This is a genomic window from Sphingobium sp. FG11 (assembly GCF_057809915.1).
Map to the genome: position 1 here is coordinate 15,983 of NZ_JBMDKW010000012.1, position 15,947 is coordinate 31,929.

15 protein-coding genes are annotated in these 15,947 nt (G+C 64.5%); 4 read left to right on the forward strand and 11 right to left on the reverse strand.

Annotation, left to right across the window (positions count from 1 at the left end; translation table 11 throughout):
• Window positions 1-3: 3 nt before the first annotated feature.
• Window positions 4-792 (reverse strand): succinate dehydrogenase iron-sulfur subunit, encoded by a 789-nt coding sequence (locus tag ACODSN_RS11480; protein ID WP_489055511.1) that lies wholly within the window; start codon window positions 790-792, stop codon window positions 4-6.
• A gap of 189 nt (window positions 793-981) precedes the next feature.
• On the opposite strand from ACODSN_RS11480, the gene ACODSN_RS11485 reads away from it, so the two are divergent.
• From ACODSN_RS11485 to ACODSN_RS11495, 3 genes are all read left to right on the forward strand, one after another.
• Window positions 982-2,100 carry a glycosyltransferase gene (locus ACODSN_RS11485; protein WP_489055513.1) on the forward strand — a complete coding sequence of 373 codons (1,119 nt, stop codon included), beginning with the start codon at window positions 982-984 and terminating at the stop codon, window positions 2,098-2,100.
• Window positions 2,101-2,185: 85 nt separating this feature from the next.
• On the forward strand, window positions 2,186-3,286 hold the full coding sequence (locus ACODSN_RS11490; protein WP_489055515.1) for a CDP-alcohol phosphatidyltransferase family protein: 1,101 nt from the start codon (window positions 2,186-2,188) through the stop codon (window positions 3,284-3,286).
• The gene (locus ACODSN_RS11495; protein ID WP_489055695.1) at window positions 3,286-3,714 is read left to right on the forward strand and encodes an HIT family protein; all 429 of its coding nucleotides are present in this window, start codon (window positions 3,286-3,288) and stop codon (window positions 3,712-3,714) included. The genes ACODSN_RS11490 and ACODSN_RS11495 overlap by 1 nt, the downstream gene beginning before the upstream one ends.
• On the opposite strand, the gene ACODSN_RS11500 is transcribed toward ACODSN_RS11495, so the two are convergent.
• A complete protein-coding gene (locus tag ACODSN_RS11500; RefSeq protein WP_489055517.1) occupies window positions 3,702-4,469 on the reverse strand; it encodes a phosphocholine cytidylyltransferase family protein in 768 nt (255 codons plus the stop codon). The genes ACODSN_RS11495 and ACODSN_RS11500 overlap by 13 nt on opposite strands.
• A gap of 142 nt (window positions 4,470-4,611) precedes the next feature.
• Between ACODSN_RS11500 and ACODSN_RS11505 the strand changes: the two genes are divergently transcribed.
• The gene (locus ACODSN_RS11505) at window positions 4,612-5,967 is read left to right on the forward strand and encodes a lipopolysaccharide biosynthesis protein (RefSeq protein WP_489055697.1); all 1,356 of its coding nucleotides are present in this window, start codon (window positions 4,612-4,614) and stop codon (window positions 5,965-5,967) included.
• Between the two features lies 1 nt (window position 5,968).
• Here the strand turns inward: ACODSN_RS11505 and ACODSN_RS11510 are convergent, their stop codons facing one another.
• From ACODSN_RS11510 to ACODSN_RS11550, 9 genes are all read right to left on the reverse strand, one after another.
• Window positions 5,969-6,472 (reverse strand): asparaginase domain-containing protein, encoded by a 504-nt coding sequence (locus ACODSN_RS11510; protein ID WP_489055519.1) that lies wholly within the window; start codon window positions 6,470-6,472, stop codon window positions 5,969-5,971.
• Window positions 6,473-6,512: 40 nt separating this feature from the next.
• Window positions 6,513-7,325, reverse strand: coding sequence for a pyrroline-5-carboxylate reductase (proC, locus tag ACODSN_RS11515; RefSeq protein WP_489055520.1), 813 nt, complete (start codon window positions 7,323-7,325; stop codon window positions 6,513-6,515).
• 10 nt (window positions 7,326-7,335) lie between these two features.
• The gene (locus ACODSN_RS11520) at window positions 7,336-7,842 is read right to left on the reverse strand and encodes a type III secretion system chaperone family protein (RefSeq protein WP_489055522.1); all 507 of its coding nucleotides are present in this window, start codon (window positions 7,840-7,842) and stop codon (window positions 7,336-7,338) included.
• Between the two features lie 63 nt (window positions 7,843-7,905).
• A complete protein-coding gene (locus ACODSN_RS11525) occupies window positions 7,906-8,202 on the reverse strand; it encodes an accessory factor UbiK family protein (protein WP_489055524.1) in 297 nt (98 codons plus the stop codon).
• A gap of 39 nt (window positions 8,203-8,241) precedes the next feature.
• The gene (locus tag ACODSN_RS11530) at window positions 8,242-8,790 is read right to left on the reverse strand and encodes a TspO/MBR family protein (RefSeq protein WP_489055525.1); all 549 of its coding nucleotides are present in this window, start codon (window positions 8,788-8,790) and stop codon (window positions 8,242-8,244) included.
• Window positions 8,791-8,870: 80 nt separating this feature from the next.
• On the reverse strand, window positions 8,871-11,975 hold the full coding sequence (locus ACODSN_RS11535) for an efflux RND transporter permease subunit (RefSeq protein WP_489055527.1): 3,105 nt from the start codon (window positions 11,973-11,975) through the stop codon (window positions 8,871-8,873).
• A gap of 11 nt (window positions 11,976-11,986) precedes the next feature.
• Window positions 11,987-13,051 (reverse strand): efflux RND transporter periplasmic adaptor subunit, encoded by a 1,065-nt coding sequence (locus ACODSN_RS11540; protein WP_489055528.1) that lies wholly within the window; start codon window positions 13,049-13,051, stop codon window positions 11,987-11,989.
• Window positions 13,052-13,136: 85 nt separating this feature from the next.
• On the reverse strand, window positions 13,137-13,877 hold the full coding sequence (locus ACODSN_RS11545) for a TlyA family RNA methyltransferase (protein ID WP_489055530.1): 741 nt from the start codon (window positions 13,875-13,877) through the stop codon (window positions 13,137-13,139).
• Window positions 13,877-15,904: a protein-disulfide reductase DsbD family protein gene (locus ACODSN_RS11550; RefSeq protein ID WP_489055532.1), complete on the reverse strand. Its 2,028-nt coding sequence runs from the start codon at window positions 15,902-15,904 to the stop codon at window positions 13,877-13,879. The genes ACODSN_RS11545 and ACODSN_RS11550 overlap by 1 nt, the downstream gene beginning before the upstream one ends.
• Window positions 15,905-15,947 lie beyond the last annotated feature (43 nt).

The following is a 15,947-nucleotide window of genomic DNA, read 5'->3' on the forward strand; positions in this document are numbered from 1 at the left end:
GCGTCAGAGTTGCCGCTCGACCATCATTTTCTTGGTCTCGGCGATCGCCTTTGCAGGTGAAAGCCCCTTCGGACAGACATTGGCGCAGTTCATGATGGTATGGCAGCGATAAAGGCGGAAAGGATCTTCCAGCTCATCAAGACGCTCGCCGGTATATTCGTCGCGGCTGTCGGCCAGCCAGCGATAGGCCTGAAGCAGGATCGCCGGCCCCAGAAACTTGTCCGAATTCCACCAGTAGGACGGGCAGCTGGTCGAGCAGCAGGCGCACAGGATGCACTCGTACAGACCGTCGAGCTTCTCGCGCTCGGCGGGCGACTGCAACCGCTCCTTGCCCGAGGGCGGCGGCGACACGGTCTTCAGCCAGGGCTGGATCGAATTATATTGCGCATAGAAGTGCGTAAAATCGGGCACCAGATCCTTGATCACGTCCATATGCGGCAGCGGCGTGATCCGCACATCCTTGCCCGCGCATTCATCAATCGCGGTGGTGCAGGCGAGACCATTGCGGCCGTTCATGTTCATCGAGCAGGAGCCGCAAATCCCTTCGCGGCAGGACCGGCGGAAGGTCAGCGTCGGATCATATTCATTCTTGATCTTGATAAGCGCGTCCAAAACCATCGGGCCGCAATTGTCGAGATCGATCTCGTACGAATCATAGCGTGGGTTTTCGCCGGAGTCGGGATCGTAGCGATAGACCTTGAAGCTGCGCACGCGCGTCGCGCCCGACGGCGCGGGGTGATTGACGCCCTTGCCGGTGATCTTGCTGTTCTTGGGCAGAGAAAATTCGGCCATCTATCGCTTCCCTCGTCTGTTAGGCGCGCGATAGCCAAAGGAAGCGCCCGCGAAAAGACCAATATGTCACCTTTTTAATGATTCATCGTGTTCACGCCTGTTAAAGGGCTTTGCGGGCGGCGTCCGGCTTCGTTAGAGAGCACCACGGCACCCGCTCCTTTTGTCTGCTCCCTTATCTAAAAGTGGGCCATGATCGCCATTGCCAATTATGACTTCCGCGCCAGCGGCACGGTGGCGAAATCGATCGAAATCGCGCTCGCCTTGCGGGAAGCGGGTATCGCGGTGCAATTATGGGTTGTGCGCGACCAGGGGCCGCTGCGCGAGCGCGTGCCCGCCGACCTGCCGATCGTCGAGACCGGCGCCGGCCTGACGTTCAAATGGCGTCCACTTGATCTCCTTGCCAATATTATCGGCCTCGCCTTGGCGATCCGCCGGCTCCGGCCCGCCCTCTTCCTGTGTGGCGGCAATCATATGCTGCTCCCCAGTCGGGTAAGCATCTGGCTGAGCGGTCGCCGCAAGGCGATGCGATGCGGCGCGCGCGCCAGCAATTCGAGCCAGCGGGCCGGCCGATCCCGCCGCAGCACGCTCCGGGACATCCGCCTCAAATTCGGCGGGCAGGATTTTGTCGTCGCCGTTTCCGAAGAACTGGCCGATGAATTGCGGGAGGCGCAATTGCCGTGCCGCCTGGCGGCGATCCCCAATGGCGTCGATCTCGATCGAATCGATCGGCTGAAGGCCGCCCCCTGCGACCATCGCTTTCTTCACCAGCCCGGCGGGCCGGTGCTCGTCGCCATGGGACGCCTCACCCATCAAAAGGGGTTCGATTCGATCATCGATTCGCTGGCGTTGCTGCCTGCCGATCTCGGCGCGCGACTCATCATCATCGGCGCGGGCGGCCACAGGGATGTGAGAAATTTGCACGCACAGGCCTCACGACTGGGTGTTGCCGACCGGGTCAGCTTCGCCGGATATCGCGAAAATCCATTCGCGTTTTTGGCAAAGTGCGACCTGTTCGTCAGCGGATCGCGCTGGGAGGGCGCGAGCAATGCCCTCATTGAAGCGCTCGCCTGCGGCCTGCCGCTCGCCGTGACCGATTGCCCCACCGGGAATCGGGAGGTCGTGCAGCGCGGGCCCTATGGCTCGCTGGCGCGAATCGATGATCCGCCGAGCCTCGCCGACGCCATCGCTGCCGAACTGGCGGTAGGACGCTCGCGAACCGGCCAGGCGGCGGGCGCGCGGCACTGGGCGATCGACCATTGTCTCGCGCAGTGGGTTGCCCTGTTGCAGCGGGAACATGATCTCGCCTGAAACGCCGGGGATCGGGCCATCATCGGGACCGGCCAAAATATCGCCATGTCTTTCTTTTGTTCCGCGCGCCGCTTACGGACGCAGGATGACCAGTCTTCCCACCCAGCAGCTTTCTTCACCGATCGGTCCCGTGACGCTGATCGGCGCGTGCGACACCCGCATATGGGGCATGTCGACGGCGGAACGGTGTCGCCGCATGGTGCGGGAGTCGGCCGGCCGGGGCGACAGGCTGGCGGACGGCCATGTCCTCACGATCAGCCTGAACCATGTGTTCGACCCGCTGCTGCTGCGCGAGGTGCTCAGGACGCCGGGCACCGCCTTTACGCTGGACGGCGAACTGATCGTAGCTCAGCTGCCCTCCGGTCAGGGGGATCGCCCCGCCGATGCCATAGAGCTGTCGCACAGCCCCCTCATCTACAATTCCCAGCTGCGCAAGCTGGAGACCCCGTTCGCCCAAAAACTGACGCCGCAAAGCCGCCCCGCGATCGAGCGCCGCAGCTATTTCGGCGCCTACAAGGGCGTGACCGATCTGCTGACCAAATATCTGTGGCCGGAACTTGCCTTCTGGCTGACGCGCGGCGCGGCGCGGATCGGTATGACGCCCAATATGGTGACGGCCATCGGCGCACTCTGCTGCGTGGCCGCAACCTTGTTGTTCGCGCAAGGACTCTACTGGACCGGCATTCTGGTCGGCTTCGTCTTCATGGTGCTCGACACGGTCGACGGGAAGCTGGCGCGCTGTACCATCACCTCGTCGAAATGGGGCGACATATTCGACCATGGGATCGACCTGATCCATCCGCCCTTCTGGTGGTATGCCTGGGGCATCGGCCTGCCGACATGGGGGCTGGCTCTTGATCCCGAGAGTTTCTGGCTGACGATGGCGGTGATTCTCGCCGGCTATGTGCTGCAACGCGTGATCGAGGGCATTTTCATGCGTGCCTTTGGCATGCATATCCATGTGTGGCGGCGGTTCGACACCCGCTTTCGCCTGATCACCGCGCGGCGCAATCCCAATATGGTGATCCTGTTCGCGGCGCTGCTGTGCGGCCGGCCCGATATCGGCCTGATAGCCGTGGCATGGTGGACCGCGATCTCGCTCTTGGTTCATGGGGTGCAATTGATGCAAGCCTACGCCGCCCGCGCGCGCGGCGACACGATCCGCAGCTGGCTGGAAACCGCATGATGAACGATACGATCGTCAAATTCGGCTATCCCGCAACGCTGGTGGCCGCGTTCGATCATTGGGTCGTCCTGTTGCGCCCCGCGCAGCCGACGCTGGGATCGCTGGTGCTGGCCGCCACATCCGATGCGGGAGCATTCGGCGATCTGCCGGCAGAGGCACATGCGGAATTGAAGATAGTGACGGGCGCGATCGAGGCTGCGCTCTCGCGTGCCGTCGGCTATGCCCGGATCAACTATCTGATGCTGATGATGGTCGATCCCCATGTCCATTTTCACGTGCTCCCTCGCTACGAAGGGGAACGCAGGGCCCATGGCGTGACCGTCGGCGATGCCGGCTGGCCTGGACAGCCCGAGCTTGGCAAGGCGGTCAGGCTGGACGATACGCAGGTCGCAGCGCTGACCGAATGGCTCAAATCCTATTTCGCATAACGTCCTTCGGCGACCCAGCGCCCGGTAAGGGCGGTTGCAGCCTCGACATCCTGCGGGAAGTCGACCTCCTGCCAATCCAGACCTTCGATCGAGACGGTGCCCACGCGATTGCCCTTTGCGATCAGGTCGATGGCGCGGAGATACCAGCGCTCGACCCCTTCTGGCGTGCGCATCATCTGGTCGATCTGGCTGCGGAAAATCGCCGGACCTTCGCCGGTGAAGGCCAGCATGCCGATCGATTCGGCGTTGGTATCGGGGGGCAGCAGCCGTTTGCCGATGGCGTGCAGCCGTCCGCTCTCGTCGCGGCTGACCTTCATGTCGTCATCGTCATAATCGCCGCTCTTGACGTCCACCGTGACGGTGATCGCGTCCTGCGCTCCGGCGATCAGCCGCGTCACGATCTCTTCGGACACGATGGTGTCACCATTAAGGATGATGAAGTCGCGATCCATCTCCTCGCGCGCGATCCAGCAGGTGCCCAGATTGTCGGCCACCTGAAAGAAGGGATTGAACAGCGTCCTGATCCGCACTCCGGTGTCGCGATAGAGCTGAAGCGCGTGATCCTCCACCCGCTCGGTGCGGAAGCCCGTGACGACGACGATGTCGGTCACACCATTGGCCGCGAGCGCCGCGACCTGCCAGCTGATGAGGGTGCGGCCGTTGAAGTCGATCATGCATTTGGGCACGTCGCGCGTCAGGGGGAGAAGGCGCGATCCCTGCCCCGCAGACAGGATGATGGCTTTGGTGATGCTCATCGCGCCGCCCTATCGCGCTTTCGTCCGCTTTGGAAGCGGCTGCTGCGAACCCGATTGGCCGTTTGCCCTGCGCCACCGTCCGTCCTAGATGGACCCGCGCCGCACGGGCGCGATGGAAAGGCCGGCAGAAGCAGTGAAGACAATGCGCGGATCGGGTGGAGCGCAGGAAGGGTTCGCCCGCATCCTCGCCAATACCGGCTGGCTGCTGGGCGGCAAGGGCGTGGGCGCGGTGCTGAGCCTCGCCTATCTGGCGATCGTCACGCGGACGCTGGGCGTTGCCGATTATGGCCGGTTTGCGCTGGTGTTGAGCGCCGCGCAGGTCATCAGGACGCTCGTCAGCTTCGATAGCTGGCAGATAGTCGTGCGCTATGGCCAGCCGCATCTGGCGGCGATGGACAAGGCTGCGGGCGGCGACGCGCTCAATCGCGTATTGCGCTTCTGCATCCTCATCGACCTCGCGTCGGCGATCGTCGGCGGTATCGTGGCAGGGGCGATCGTCCTGCTGTTCGGCGGCCTGCTGGACCTTTCGCCCGCCATGGGCTTGCAGGCTTGGCTGTTCTGCATGGTGATGATGATCACCATCCGCTCTAGCCCCACCGGCATATTGCGCTTGTTCGACCGTTTCGATTCCGGCGCGATCGCAGAAACCATGATCCCCGTCGGGCGCATGATCGGCGCGGCGCTGGCGCTGCTGTTAATGCCCAACATCACCGGCTTCCTCCTGAGCTGGGCAGCGGCGGAATTGCTTTGCGCCGCCACCTATTGGGGGCTGGCGCTGCGCATCGGGCGGGGACGGATCGGGCATTGGCGGGCTGGCCGGACGCTCGACGCCGTGAAGGAAAATCCGGGCATCGTCGGCTTTTTGACCGCCACCAACCTCCAGACCACCCTGGCATCCGTCGGCCAGCAGGTCGCGGTGCTGGTTGTCGGGCTGTTCGTGGGACCCGTGGGCGCGGGTCTCTATCGCCTTGCCAACCAGTTGGCCCAATCACTGACGAAAATTTCAACCCTGCTCTCGCGCAGCATCTTCGTCGAACTGACCCGCACTCATTCGAGCCACGGCGCGGAAGCGCTGCGGTCGCTGTTCCGGCGCACAAACCGGCTGGCGATGATCGCGGGCGCGGTCATCATCGCCCTGATCCTGTCGATCGGCCACCCGCTACTTGGCCTGATCGCGGGCAAAGCGTTTCTGCCCGCCTATCCCCTGTTGCTGCTGCTGGGGGTTTCCGCCTGCATCGATCTGGTCGGGGTCAGCTATCGTCCGCTGCTGATGGCGACGGACAGATCGGGCCTTTCGCTGCGCCTGACCTTCGTTTCGACCGCTCTCCTGCTGGGCATGCAGGCGATATTGTTGCCGATCTACGGCACGATCGGCGCGGCGATCGCGAACATCATCGCGTCGATCGCTGCTTTCGCCATGATGGGTCTGGCCAGCCGCCGGGCGCTGCGCGGTCATGCTGTGCCGGCTGACATGCCCGATATGCAGGATCTCGGCTGATTCAATCCCCGATGGGGACGAACGCACCCTTGTCGCGATCCTTCACCACCCGGTCGGCACGGAATACCGATCCGCTCATCGTGATATAGACGCCGGGCGACGCGATCTGCGCGGTGGCGAAGGCCATGCCGAGGTTGAAGCTGGCATCGCTTTCGCCAAAGCGTGCAGGCGCTAAGGCCCCCACCAGCACGATCGTCTTGCCTTCGACATCGGCCAGGATTTTGGCCGTTTCCGTCATCGTGTCGGTGCCGTGGGTAATGACGATATGCTGCTCTGGCGCGGCCAGCACCCGATCCCGCAGCATCGCGCGATCCGCATCGTCCAGTTCCAGACTATCCTTGCGCACGACTTCCTCGATCCGGAAGGCGCGCTTGACGCGCGCGACCTCCAATATCTTCGTTACCACGGTCTCGCCTACCTGATAGTCCGACAGCGCGTCGAAATAGACCTTGTCGATCGTGCCGCCGGTGGTGAGGATCAGCATGGGCGCAGTAGCATCGGACATGGATATCCTCCGGCGATCTTGAATGGGAAAGTTTAAGGCTTCATTCGCCCCGCGCCATCGCATCGCCCCGGTCCCTTGCCGCGACCAGGGTGTCGACAAGCAGGCGGAGCAGACGGTCGTCGGCGTCAAGCATGTCCAGCCCTTTGCGCGTCATACCGCCGGGGCTGGCGACCTGATCGGCAAGGGCCGCCGGACTATCGGAAGCGCTGGCCGCCATGCTGGCCGCTCCCTGCACGGTGCCCAGCGCCATACGCGCCGCTTGTTCGGCCGGAATGCCGATCGCCTCCGCCGCCCGCGCCAGCGCATCGACAAAGCGGAACAGAAAGGCCGGCCCACATCCCGACAGCGCCGTGACCGCATTGAACTGCGCCTCGTCGGCGATCCATTCGGCCTGGCCGAGCGGCGCGATCAGCGTTTCGACTTGTGCCGTTACATCCGTCGATGTCCGTACATCAGCATAAAGCGCGGTCACGCCCTGCCCGATCCCGACAGGCAGGTTCGGCATTGCGCGCACGATATCATGCACCATCGGAAAGCGGGCGCGCAGTTCCGCGAGCGTCGTCCCGGCGAGGATCGAAACCATGGGTGTATCCGCCCGGCAGTGCGGAGCGAGCGCATCGGCCACCGCGCCAATCTGGTGGGGCTTCATCCCCAACAGGACGAGCGTGCCGGCTGGAAGCGCGGGCGGATAATCGGTGACGACAGCAACTCCGTCGGCCACCGCCCGTCCGCTCGGGCGCAACACCGTCACCCGCGCCGGATCAAGCCCGCAGGCAAGCCAGCGCGACAATATCTGCCCGGCCATATTCCCGCAGCCGACGAGAAACAGATGGGGGGGCCAGTCGATCGTCATCCAGGGCCGCTCAGGCTTCGCCGCGGGTTTCGATAAGGCTTGCGGAAATCGCTTCGGACGGACTTTTGCCGCCCCACAGAACGAACTGGAACACCGGATAGAAGCGCTCGCATTCGTCGATCGCGGTTTCCACCAGCAGTTGCGCCTGATCGAGCGTCAGCGTGCCGCCCGGTCCCAGCAGCGCGCCATGCCGGAACAGAATGATGCCGCTCGACGACCATAATTCAAAATGACCGAGCCAAAGCTGCTCGTTGATAAGGCCCAGCGTCTCGTAGACGACCCCGCGCTTGTCGTCGCCGACCCGTATGTCGGGCAGCGCCAGCAATTGCAGCACCTGATCTTCGTCGCGCCAGATGCCGCGCAATTCATATTGCGCCCATGATCCCTGGGTGTTGGCGACGATCTCGTCTTCGCCCACCTGTTCGAAAGTCCAGTCATGCGCTTCGAAATAGGCCGCCAGCATGTCGATCGGCGCGGCTTCCTGCCCCGAATGTTCAAATTCGTCGCTGTCCATCATCCGCGCGCCTTAGCATCGCGAAATCGGAAAGGACAGGCAGGAACATCAGCAAGCCGCATCGGCCTATGCCGCGCCGGCATCCTTGCCCTTGCCACGCACCGACTTGGTCACGACCTCGGTGGTCCGTCCTTCGAGCGCGTCGATCCGCGCCTTGAGCAACTCCACCTCCTCGCGCGCCGACGCCGCCAGCGCCTTGACCGAGTCAAACTCCTCGCGCGACACGAAATCCGCGCCGCCGATCCATTCCTTCGCCTTTTCGCGGGCGGTGCTTTCAAACTCGCGGGTCATGCCGGCGACGGTGCCGGCCGCGCCGTTCACCAGCTTCGCCAGATCATCGAAAATGCGGTTCTCGCTCTGCATGGGTCTGTTCCTATCTGCGCGCCGGGGCGGCGCTGTAACCTATATCTGGGTCCGCAAGGCGGGTGCGACAAGGGTCGCGGCATCGGGATTGAGCCGGCCGATCTCATAGTTGAGATAGGCCGCGAAAACGAGCCAGGCGAGATAGGGCAGCAGCAACAGACCCGCCGCGCGCCGCACCCGCCCGAACAAAATCGTCGTGGCGGCGACGGCGACCAGCAACAGGAGGATCAGGACAAGCGCGCTACCGACCTGATGCGCGCGGAAGAAAAGGGGCGACCAGAGCAGGTTGAGCAGGAACTGGCCCAGAAACAGTGCGATCGCCAATCCCCGCCCCCGCGCGCCGCGCGCATGCAGCACCATCGCAAAGGCCAGCGCCATCAAAATATACAGGATCGTCCAGGCGACGCCGAACAGCCAGCCGGGCGGCATGAGCGCGGGCTTGGCGAGCGCCGCGAACCAGCGATTATCATAGCCGCTATTGGCGAGGCGGCCAGAGAGATAGCCAAGAAAGACGATCACGGGAATGGTGAACAGCGCCCAGCGCAGATAGGCCAGGCGTAATTGCCCCGGTGACGCGATCTCGTTCATCCGTAACGCTGCTCCCCGCTCACGCGCTTTCTGGACATATGGTCTGCACGCCAATCCAAAAGCGCTGCACTCCGACGTTCCTATTCGGCGGCTTCGGGCGAATCCCCAAGCGCCGAATCCAGCCGCCGGCCCACGGTTTGCGGGGAAACCGTGCGCCCCGCAACCCGCGAATAGAAGATCGGGATCAGGAACAGCGTGATGAGCGTCGCCAGCGAAACGCCGAACACGATCACTACCCCGATACTATGCCGCGAGGCTGCCCCCGCGCCGCCGCGCACGACGAGCGGCACGGCCCCGATCACCGTCGCGATCGAAGTCATCAGGATGGGGCGCAGGCGGCGCTGCGCCGCCTGCCGCACGGCCTGCGCGACATCCAGTCCCTCGTCCCGCAACTGGTTGGCGAATTCAACGATCAATATGCCGTTCTTGGCGGCCAGGCCCACCAGCATGACGATGCCGATCTGGCTATAGAGGTTGATGGTCCCCGCCGTGACCGCCAGCCCCAGCACGCCGCCCGCGACCGCCAGCGGCACCGTCGCGATGATGATGCCGGGATGGATGAAGCTTTCGAACTGGGCCGCCAGCAGCAGATAGACGAGCAGGATGGTCAGGCCGAAAATCAGCCAGATCGATCCGCCGGTTTCACGCAGCGACTGGCTTTCGCCACGATAGCCGATCGCCAGCACTTCGGGCGACTGCCGCGCCAGCCCCTCAAGATAGGTCAGCGCCTCGCCCAGCGAATAGCCGGGCGCCAGCGCGGCGGTCAGCGTGATGGCCCGCAGTTTGTTATAGCGGTTAAGCTGGCGCGGCCCGGCGACCTCGCGTATCGTCACGACAGCCGATAGCGGAACAAGTTCGCCGCTGCGCGTGCGCACCTGGATGCGCTCGAGATCCGCAAGGGTCTGTCGTTCACTGTCAGCCGCCTGAACGAGGACCCGATACTCCTTGCCGCGATCGACATAGGTGGTGACCCGGCGCGATCCGAGCAGGGTCTGCAAAGCCTGGCTCACATCGTTCACCGATACGCCGAGGTCGCCCGCACGCTGCTGGTTCACCTCCACCCGCATCTGGGGCTTGGTTTCCTTATAATCGCTATCGAGATTGATGAGTCCCGGATTGCTGGCGGCGGCCGCCGTAATGCGATCACGCGCGGCCACCAGCCCTTCGTACGTAGAACCCGCGAGCACGATGTTGACCGGCAATCCGCGACCGCGGCCAAGGCCCGAGCGCGGCGCGACATTGCCGCGCACGCCGGGCTGATCGGCGATGATCTTGTTGATCGCGTCGGCGACCTTCGCCGTGGTGATCGACCGATCCTCCCAGGGCCGCAGGAAAGCGATGATGTTGCCGCTGTTGAAATCATCCGTCGTGCCGGAGCCAGCCGGCGCGCGGGCGATCAGGACGCGGACCGTACCGTCCTTGCGCAGTGGCTCGAGATCATGTTCGATCCGTTTCAAATAGACGAGCATGCGCGCGAAGCCCGTACCTTCGGGGGCGTTGACCTGCCCGTCCACGACGCCGGTATCTTCGGCAGGCGCAAGTTCATTCGGCAGGATGGAGAAAGCCGCAGCCGCCAGCCCAAGAAACAACAGCACGCCCAGCAGCGGGAGCAACGGCCGGCGCAGGACCCGGTCGAGGCCGCGCGCATAGGCCCCTTCGAGACTTTTGAAGCGATCATCCACCCAGCGCGCCAGCCGTCCGCGTTCGGCGGTCTTGAGCAATTTGGAACACAGCATCGGCGCGAGGCTGAGCGATATGAAGCCCGAAAAGGCGATCGCCGCGATCATCGCGATGGCGAGCTCCCGGAACAACAGCCCCGTCTGGCCCGCCAGGAACATGACCGGCACGAATACGGCGCACACGACCAATGTCGTTGAAATGATCGCAAAGCCGACCTGGCGCGTGCCGAGATAGGCGGCGACCAGAGGATCATCGCCCTGTTCGACGCGATGATAGACATTTTCGAGCACGACGATGGCGTCGTCGACGACCAGTCCGATCGCCAGCACGAAGGCCAAAAGCGTCAGAAGATTGATCGACAGCCCGAGCACCCACATGACCGCGCAGGTCGCAAGCAGGCAGATGGGCACGGTGACTGCGGGCACCAGCGTCGCCCGTACCGATCCCAGAAAAAGGAAGATGACGAGGATTACGAGCAATGCTGCTTCCGCCAGCGTGTCGTAAACATTTTCGATGGCGCGGCTGATGAACAGCGATTCGTCCGTACCGACCTGCATTTTCATGCCGGGCGGCATGGTCGGCTGGAGTTGATTCATCAGCGCCTTTGCCTGATCGGCAACCTGGAGGGTATTGGCGCCGGACTGGCGGATGATGCCAAGACCGACCGCCGTCCCGCCGTTGACGCGGAACGCGGAATAGGGATTTTCCGCGCCCTGCTCGATCCGCGCGACATCGCCCAGCTTGACCTGATAGCCGTCCGCGCCGCGTCCGACGACGAGTTGCGCAAACTGTTCGGGCGTCGAGAAGGATCGTTCGACCCGCAACGTCTGGTTCTGGTCCTTCGATTCGAAACGGCCGGCGGGCAGTTCGACATTCTGCGCCCGCAGAGCATTTTCGATGTCGGCTGGAGTCAGTCCGAACGCGGCGAGTTTCCGAGAGTCCAACCAGACGCGGGTCGATGGCCGCGCCTCGCCCGCGATGAAAACGCGCGCGACGCCGTCGATGGCCGAAAAGCGGTCGTTCACATTCCGGTCGAGATAGTCGGTAATCTGAATGGGCGTCCAGCGGGGATGCGAGAAGGAAATGAACAGGATCGGCCGGGCGTCGGCATCGACCTTGCGAATCTCCGGCGCCAGCGCGTCCTCGGGCAGATCCTGAATTGCGGCGCCGACCCGGTCACGCACATCGTTCGCGGCGGAATCGATATCCCGCGAGGGGTTGAACTCGATGTTGATGTTAGACGCGCCGTCCTGCGATGTGGACGTGATCGCCTGAATGCCCTGAATGCCCGCGACGGAATCTTCCAGAACCTGGGTGATGCGCGTTTCCACAACCGATGCGGCAGCGCCGGTGTAGGTTGTTTCCACCGATACGATCGGGGGATCGGTGTCGGGATATTCGCGCACTGTCAGGCTGCGATAGCCGACGATCCCGGCGATGCAGAGCAACACCGCGATGACCGCGGAAAAGACCGGGCGGCGGACGGAAAGATCGGAAAGCTGCATCGGAAGGCGCCCTAGCCGGCCTTTCCGGATGCGCCGCCGCCCTTGGGCTTTTCGCCCGGCAGGCGTACCGTTGCTCCGTCCGTCAGCTTGACCACCCCTTCGGTCACGACCGGCTGTCCCCGCTTTACCCCGTCCAGTATCTCGACCAGCCCGTTCTGGCGACTGCCGGTGCGCACCGGAACCCGCTTGGCCTTATGATCTTCAACGACATAGAGATAGCGGTTGTCGCCATCGCCCACCACGGCGAGTTCCGGCGCGGCGAGCGACTGGCGCTGGCGGGAGAGAATGCTGACCGTCAGCAGCATGCCGGGCTTGAGCGCACGGTCGGGATTGGGCAGGATCGCGCGCACCCTGACCGATCGGGTCGCCGCATCGATCACCGGATCGATCGTGGCGATGGTCCCATTGAACGGGCGGTCGGGCCACGCAGCCGAGAGGACCCGTATCTGCTGGCCCGCGCGGATCGAGGACAGGCGGGTTTCGGGAATGGTGAAATCCAGCTTGATGCGCGAAATGTCGCTGACCGTCGCAATCGGCGTGCCAGCGGTAACGACCGTCCCGGCCGATACTGTGCGCAGGCTCGCCCAGCCGGAAAAAGGCGCGCGAATGACCCGGTCGCCAATCGAGGCGCGCGCAAGTTGCGCGTTGGCGCGGGCTGCGTTCGCCGTTGCGACCTGCTGGTCGAGGCTGGCGGTAGTGGCGAAGCCGCGCGTCTTGAGCGCCTCTATCCGGGTCAGCTGCTGCTGCGCCTGAAGTGCCTGCGCATTGGCGGCGGCAAGCTCGGCCGTTTCCTGCCCCTGCGCCAGCGTCGCAATCACCTGCCCGCGCGCGACATAGCCGCCATCGGCGAAGTGGATCGCGGTGATCCGTTCCGTCACCGGCGCGGACAGCACGACCTGTTCATTGGCAAGCGCCGTGCCGACGGCATCGAGCGCATCCGTAAAGGGCGCGGAACCGATGGGGGCGACCTCGACCAGCGCGGTCGGGCGTGGCTTTTGCGCCTTGCCGCCACCGCAAGCGCCTAGCGCAAGGGGCAGTGACAGAATGATCGTGGCGAGGGAGAAGGAGGATCGCATGGGAACGCGCTAACGGGCCTTTCAGAGCGACGCAATGACGACCTATGTCGCAATTTGTATCGCAACCCATGGAACGAACGGCATCTTATTTTCCGCCAAGACGCGCGTGGATGAGAAATTCGACATTGCCTTGCGGACCCGTGATCGGACTGGGCGTGATCCCTTCGACCCGCCATCCTTGCCCTTCTATCCAGTCACGCACATCGGCGCAGACCCGATCATGAACAACCGCATCGCGCACGACCCCGCCCTTGCCGACCTCGTCCCGGCCCGCCTCGAATTGCGGCTTGATGAGGGCGACCATCAGCGCGCCGGGCCGGGCAAAGCTCATGGGCCGCTCAAGCACCTTCGATAGCGCGATGAAGCTCGCATCGCAGACGATGATGTCGACCGGCTCTGGAACATGGTCGGCGGTCAGAATGCGCGCGCTCGTCTGTTCATGCACGATGACGCGCGGGTCGGAGCGCAATTTCCACGCCAACTGGTTGGTGCCGCTGTCCACGGCATAGACGCGCGCGGCGCCGTTCGTCAGCAGCACGTCAGTAAAGCCGCCTGTCGAACTGCCGACATCCATCGCCACCATGCCGGTGACGTCCAGTGCGAAATGAGCGATTGCGTGCGCCAGCTTGACGCCACCGCGCGAGACCCAAGGATGGTCGCGGCCGCGTACGTCCAGCACCGCATCGTCGGCGACCTGCTGCCCGGCCTTGTCGATCTTGCGGTCGCCCAGATAGACGAGGCCCGCGAGAATAAGCGCCTGCGCCCGCGCCCGGCTTTCAGCCAGCCCCCGGTCGACGAGCAGTTGATCCGCGCGGGCCTTCGCCATCAGCGCACCAGCGCCGTGAGTGTCGCCGGGGTCAGCAGTTGCGGCAGCGTCTGGGGCGACTGGCCGGGCGCATACCATAGATAGAGCGGCACGCCCGAACGGCCCTGCGCTTCGAGGAAGCGGCTGATTGCGGGATCGGCATTGGTCCAGTCGCCGACCATCACCGTGACGCCCGCCTTCTGGAAAGCCGCGCGTGTTTCGGCACGGTCGATGGCGGCGGCTTCGTTCGCCTTGCAGGTCAGGCACCAGTCGGCGGTGAAGTAGAGAAAGACGGGCTTGTTCGCCGCGCGCAGGCTGGCAAGCCGGGCTTCATCAAAGCGAACGGAGTCAGATTGCGCCACAAGGGCCGGCGCGCGGGCAGGAAGAAGCGTGATAGTGACCGCCAGCAGTACCAGCGCCGCTATCCCGACCGCCACCCAGCCGCCCCTGCCCTTGCGTTGCCGGTCGCCCAGCCACCATAGCAACATCGCCACACCCAGCGCCGCGACCAGACCGATCGTCATCCCGGCCACGCCGCGCTGCTGACCCAGTAGCCAGGCGAGGCCGAGTGCGGTCAGGAACATCGGGATGGCGAGGATTTTTTGAAGCGCGCTCATCCACGCGCCGGGTTTGGGCAAGCGACTGCGCCAGGACGGGACATAGGCGAGCAGCATGAATGGCAGCGCAAGCCCCAGCCCGAGACCCGCGAACACCGCCAGCGCTGCGGCGAGCGGCAGCACCAGTGCGGCACCCATCGCAGCGCCCATGAACGGGCCGGTGCAGGGCGTCGCCACGAACGCGACGAGCGCGCCGGTCCAGAATGCGCCCGCCGTGCCGCCGCGTGCAGCGAGCTTCCCGCCGCCGCCGAACGCCGGAAGATCGAACAGCCCCGCGAGATTGAAGGCGATCGCCGTCACCAGCAGCAACAGCGTCAGGATGATGCGCGGGTCCTGCAACTGGAAGGCCCATCCGACTGCGCTGCCCGCCGCGCGCAAGCCCAGCAGCAACCCGCCCAGCGCGAGACAGGTCGCGATCACCCCGGCACCATAGGCCAGCGCCTCGCGCCGCACCGCGCGCTCGTCCCCCCCGGCCCGCGCGAGGCTGAGCAGCTTAAGGCCAAGGATCGGAAAAACGCACGGCATGATGTTGAGCAGCAAGCCGCCCAGCAGAGCGCCGCCCAAGGCCAGCACAATCGTCGTGATCGAGCCTCGCGCGGAGATCGGGACATGGCCGGGCCGCGCGGTGAGCAGGAAGCCGACATGATCGCCGGTGCGCAACACCGCCTGTACCGCGCCCGTTGCGCCGCCCTGCGCGGCGTCCGTCTCGATCAGCAGGCGGTCGCCGTCGCGGCTGATCGACTGGGGCGCGGCATAGCGCGTCAGTCCTTCCGCAAGCGGAAAAAGATGGACGTCGCTCGCCTGTGCGCTGGCGGGAAAGGGTATGGAAAGACGCAGCTTGCCGCCGGTCACGGCGAAGGTCGCCTGCGCGCCCAGGGGCCGGGGCAGATGGGTACGCCAGCGGTCGAACTGCGCGCGCGCGGGGGACGCGATCGCTCCATCGCCCGCGATCAGATCGAGCGCCATCTCTCCGCTTTGCGGCACGCAGATTTTGTCGGTGCAGGCGAGCCAGTCGGCCTGCACCCGCACCGGCAGGCGGGTTCCCGCCTTGACCCCGGACGCCACGTTCAGGCTCGCCAACACGGCATAGGGGCCTTCATAGACGTGGTTCATCAGGCCCGCGATCAGCAACGTTTCGGGCACGGGATAGCGTAACGGGCCGACCGTGACTCCCGGCGGCAACGTCCATTTGACGGTCATGCCAAGACCCACATCGCCCGGATTTTCCCAATAGCCGTGCCAGCCCGGCTCGGGCACCATGGCAAAGGCGATGGTCGTCGCCCGGCCCGGCGCGGGAGTTGCGCTTTCGGCTACCAGCCGCGCGGCGATGTGCGGCGCGCCGCCGCCAAATGCTCCGGGCGCGCCCTGCGCATCGGCGGTGGTTGCAAAGACCATCGCCAATGTCATCAGAAGGACATGAAAAATCCGCATCGGGCCTCTGGTTTCGTGCAACTCAGCGGGCTAGGTCCGGTGG

Excerpts from the sequence above, each read along its gene's own strand:
- ACODSN_RS11510 (WP_489055519.1), bottom strand. The coding sequence starts at position 6,472 with ATGTCCGATGCTACTGCGCCCATGCTGATCCTCACCACCGGCGGCACG.
- ACODSN_RS11540 (WP_489055528.1), bottom strand. The coding sequence starts at position 13,051 with ATGCGATCCTCCTTCTCCCTCGCCACGATCATTCTGTCACTGCCCCTT.
- ACODSN_RS11520 (WP_489055522.1), bottom strand. The coding sequence starts at position 7,842 with ATGATGGACAGCGACGAATTTGAACATTCGGGGCAGGAAGCCGCGCCG.
- ACODSN_RS11505 (WP_489055697.1), top strand. The coding sequence starts at position 4,612 with ATGCGCGGATCGGGTGGAGCGCAGGAAGGGTTCGCCCGCATCCTCGCC.
- ACODSN_RS11530 (WP_489055525.1), bottom strand. The coding sequence starts at position 8,790 with ATGAACGAGATCGCGTCACCGGGGCAATTACGCCTGGCCTATCTGCGC.
- ACODSN_RS11495 (WP_489055695.1), top strand. The coding sequence starts at position 3,286 with ATGAACGATACGATCGTCAAATTCGGCTATCCCGCAACGCTGGTGGCC.
- ACODSN_RS11500 (WP_489055517.1), bottom strand. The coding sequence starts at position 4,469 with ATGAGCATCACCAAAGCCATCATCCTGTCTGCGGGGCAGGGATCGCGC.
- ACODSN_RS11485 (WP_489055513.1), top strand. The coding sequence starts at position 982 with ATGATCGCCATTGCCAATTATGACTTCCGCGCCAGCGGCACGGTGGCG.
- proC (WP_489055520.1), bottom strand. The coding sequence starts at position 7,325 with ATGACGATCGACTGGCCCCCCCATCTGTTTCTCGTCGGCTGCGGGAAT.
- ACODSN_RS11550 (WP_489055532.1), bottom strand. The coding sequence starts at position 15,904 with ATGCGGATTTTTCATGTCCTTCTGATGACATTGGCGATGGTCTTTGCA.
- ACODSN_RS11545 (WP_489055530.1), bottom strand. The coding sequence starts at position 13,877 with ATGGCGAAGGCCCGCGCGGATCAACTGCTCGTCGACCGGGGGCTGGCT.
- ACODSN_RS11480 (WP_489055511.1), bottom strand. The coding sequence starts at position 792 with ATGGCCGAATTTTCTCTGCCCAAGAACAGCAAGATCACCGGCAAGGGC.
- ACODSN_RS11490 (WP_489055515.1), top strand. The coding sequence starts at position 2,186 with ATGACCAGTCTTCCCACCCAGCAGCTTTCTTCACCGATCGGTCCCGTG.
- ACODSN_RS11535 (WP_489055527.1), bottom strand. The coding sequence starts at position 11,975 with ATGCAGCTTTCCGATCTTTCCGTCCGCCGCCCGGTCTTTTCCGCGGTC.
- ACODSN_RS11525 (WP_489055524.1), bottom strand. The coding sequence starts at position 8,202 with ATGCAGAGCGAGAACCGCATTTTCGATGATCTGGCGAAGCTGGTGAAC.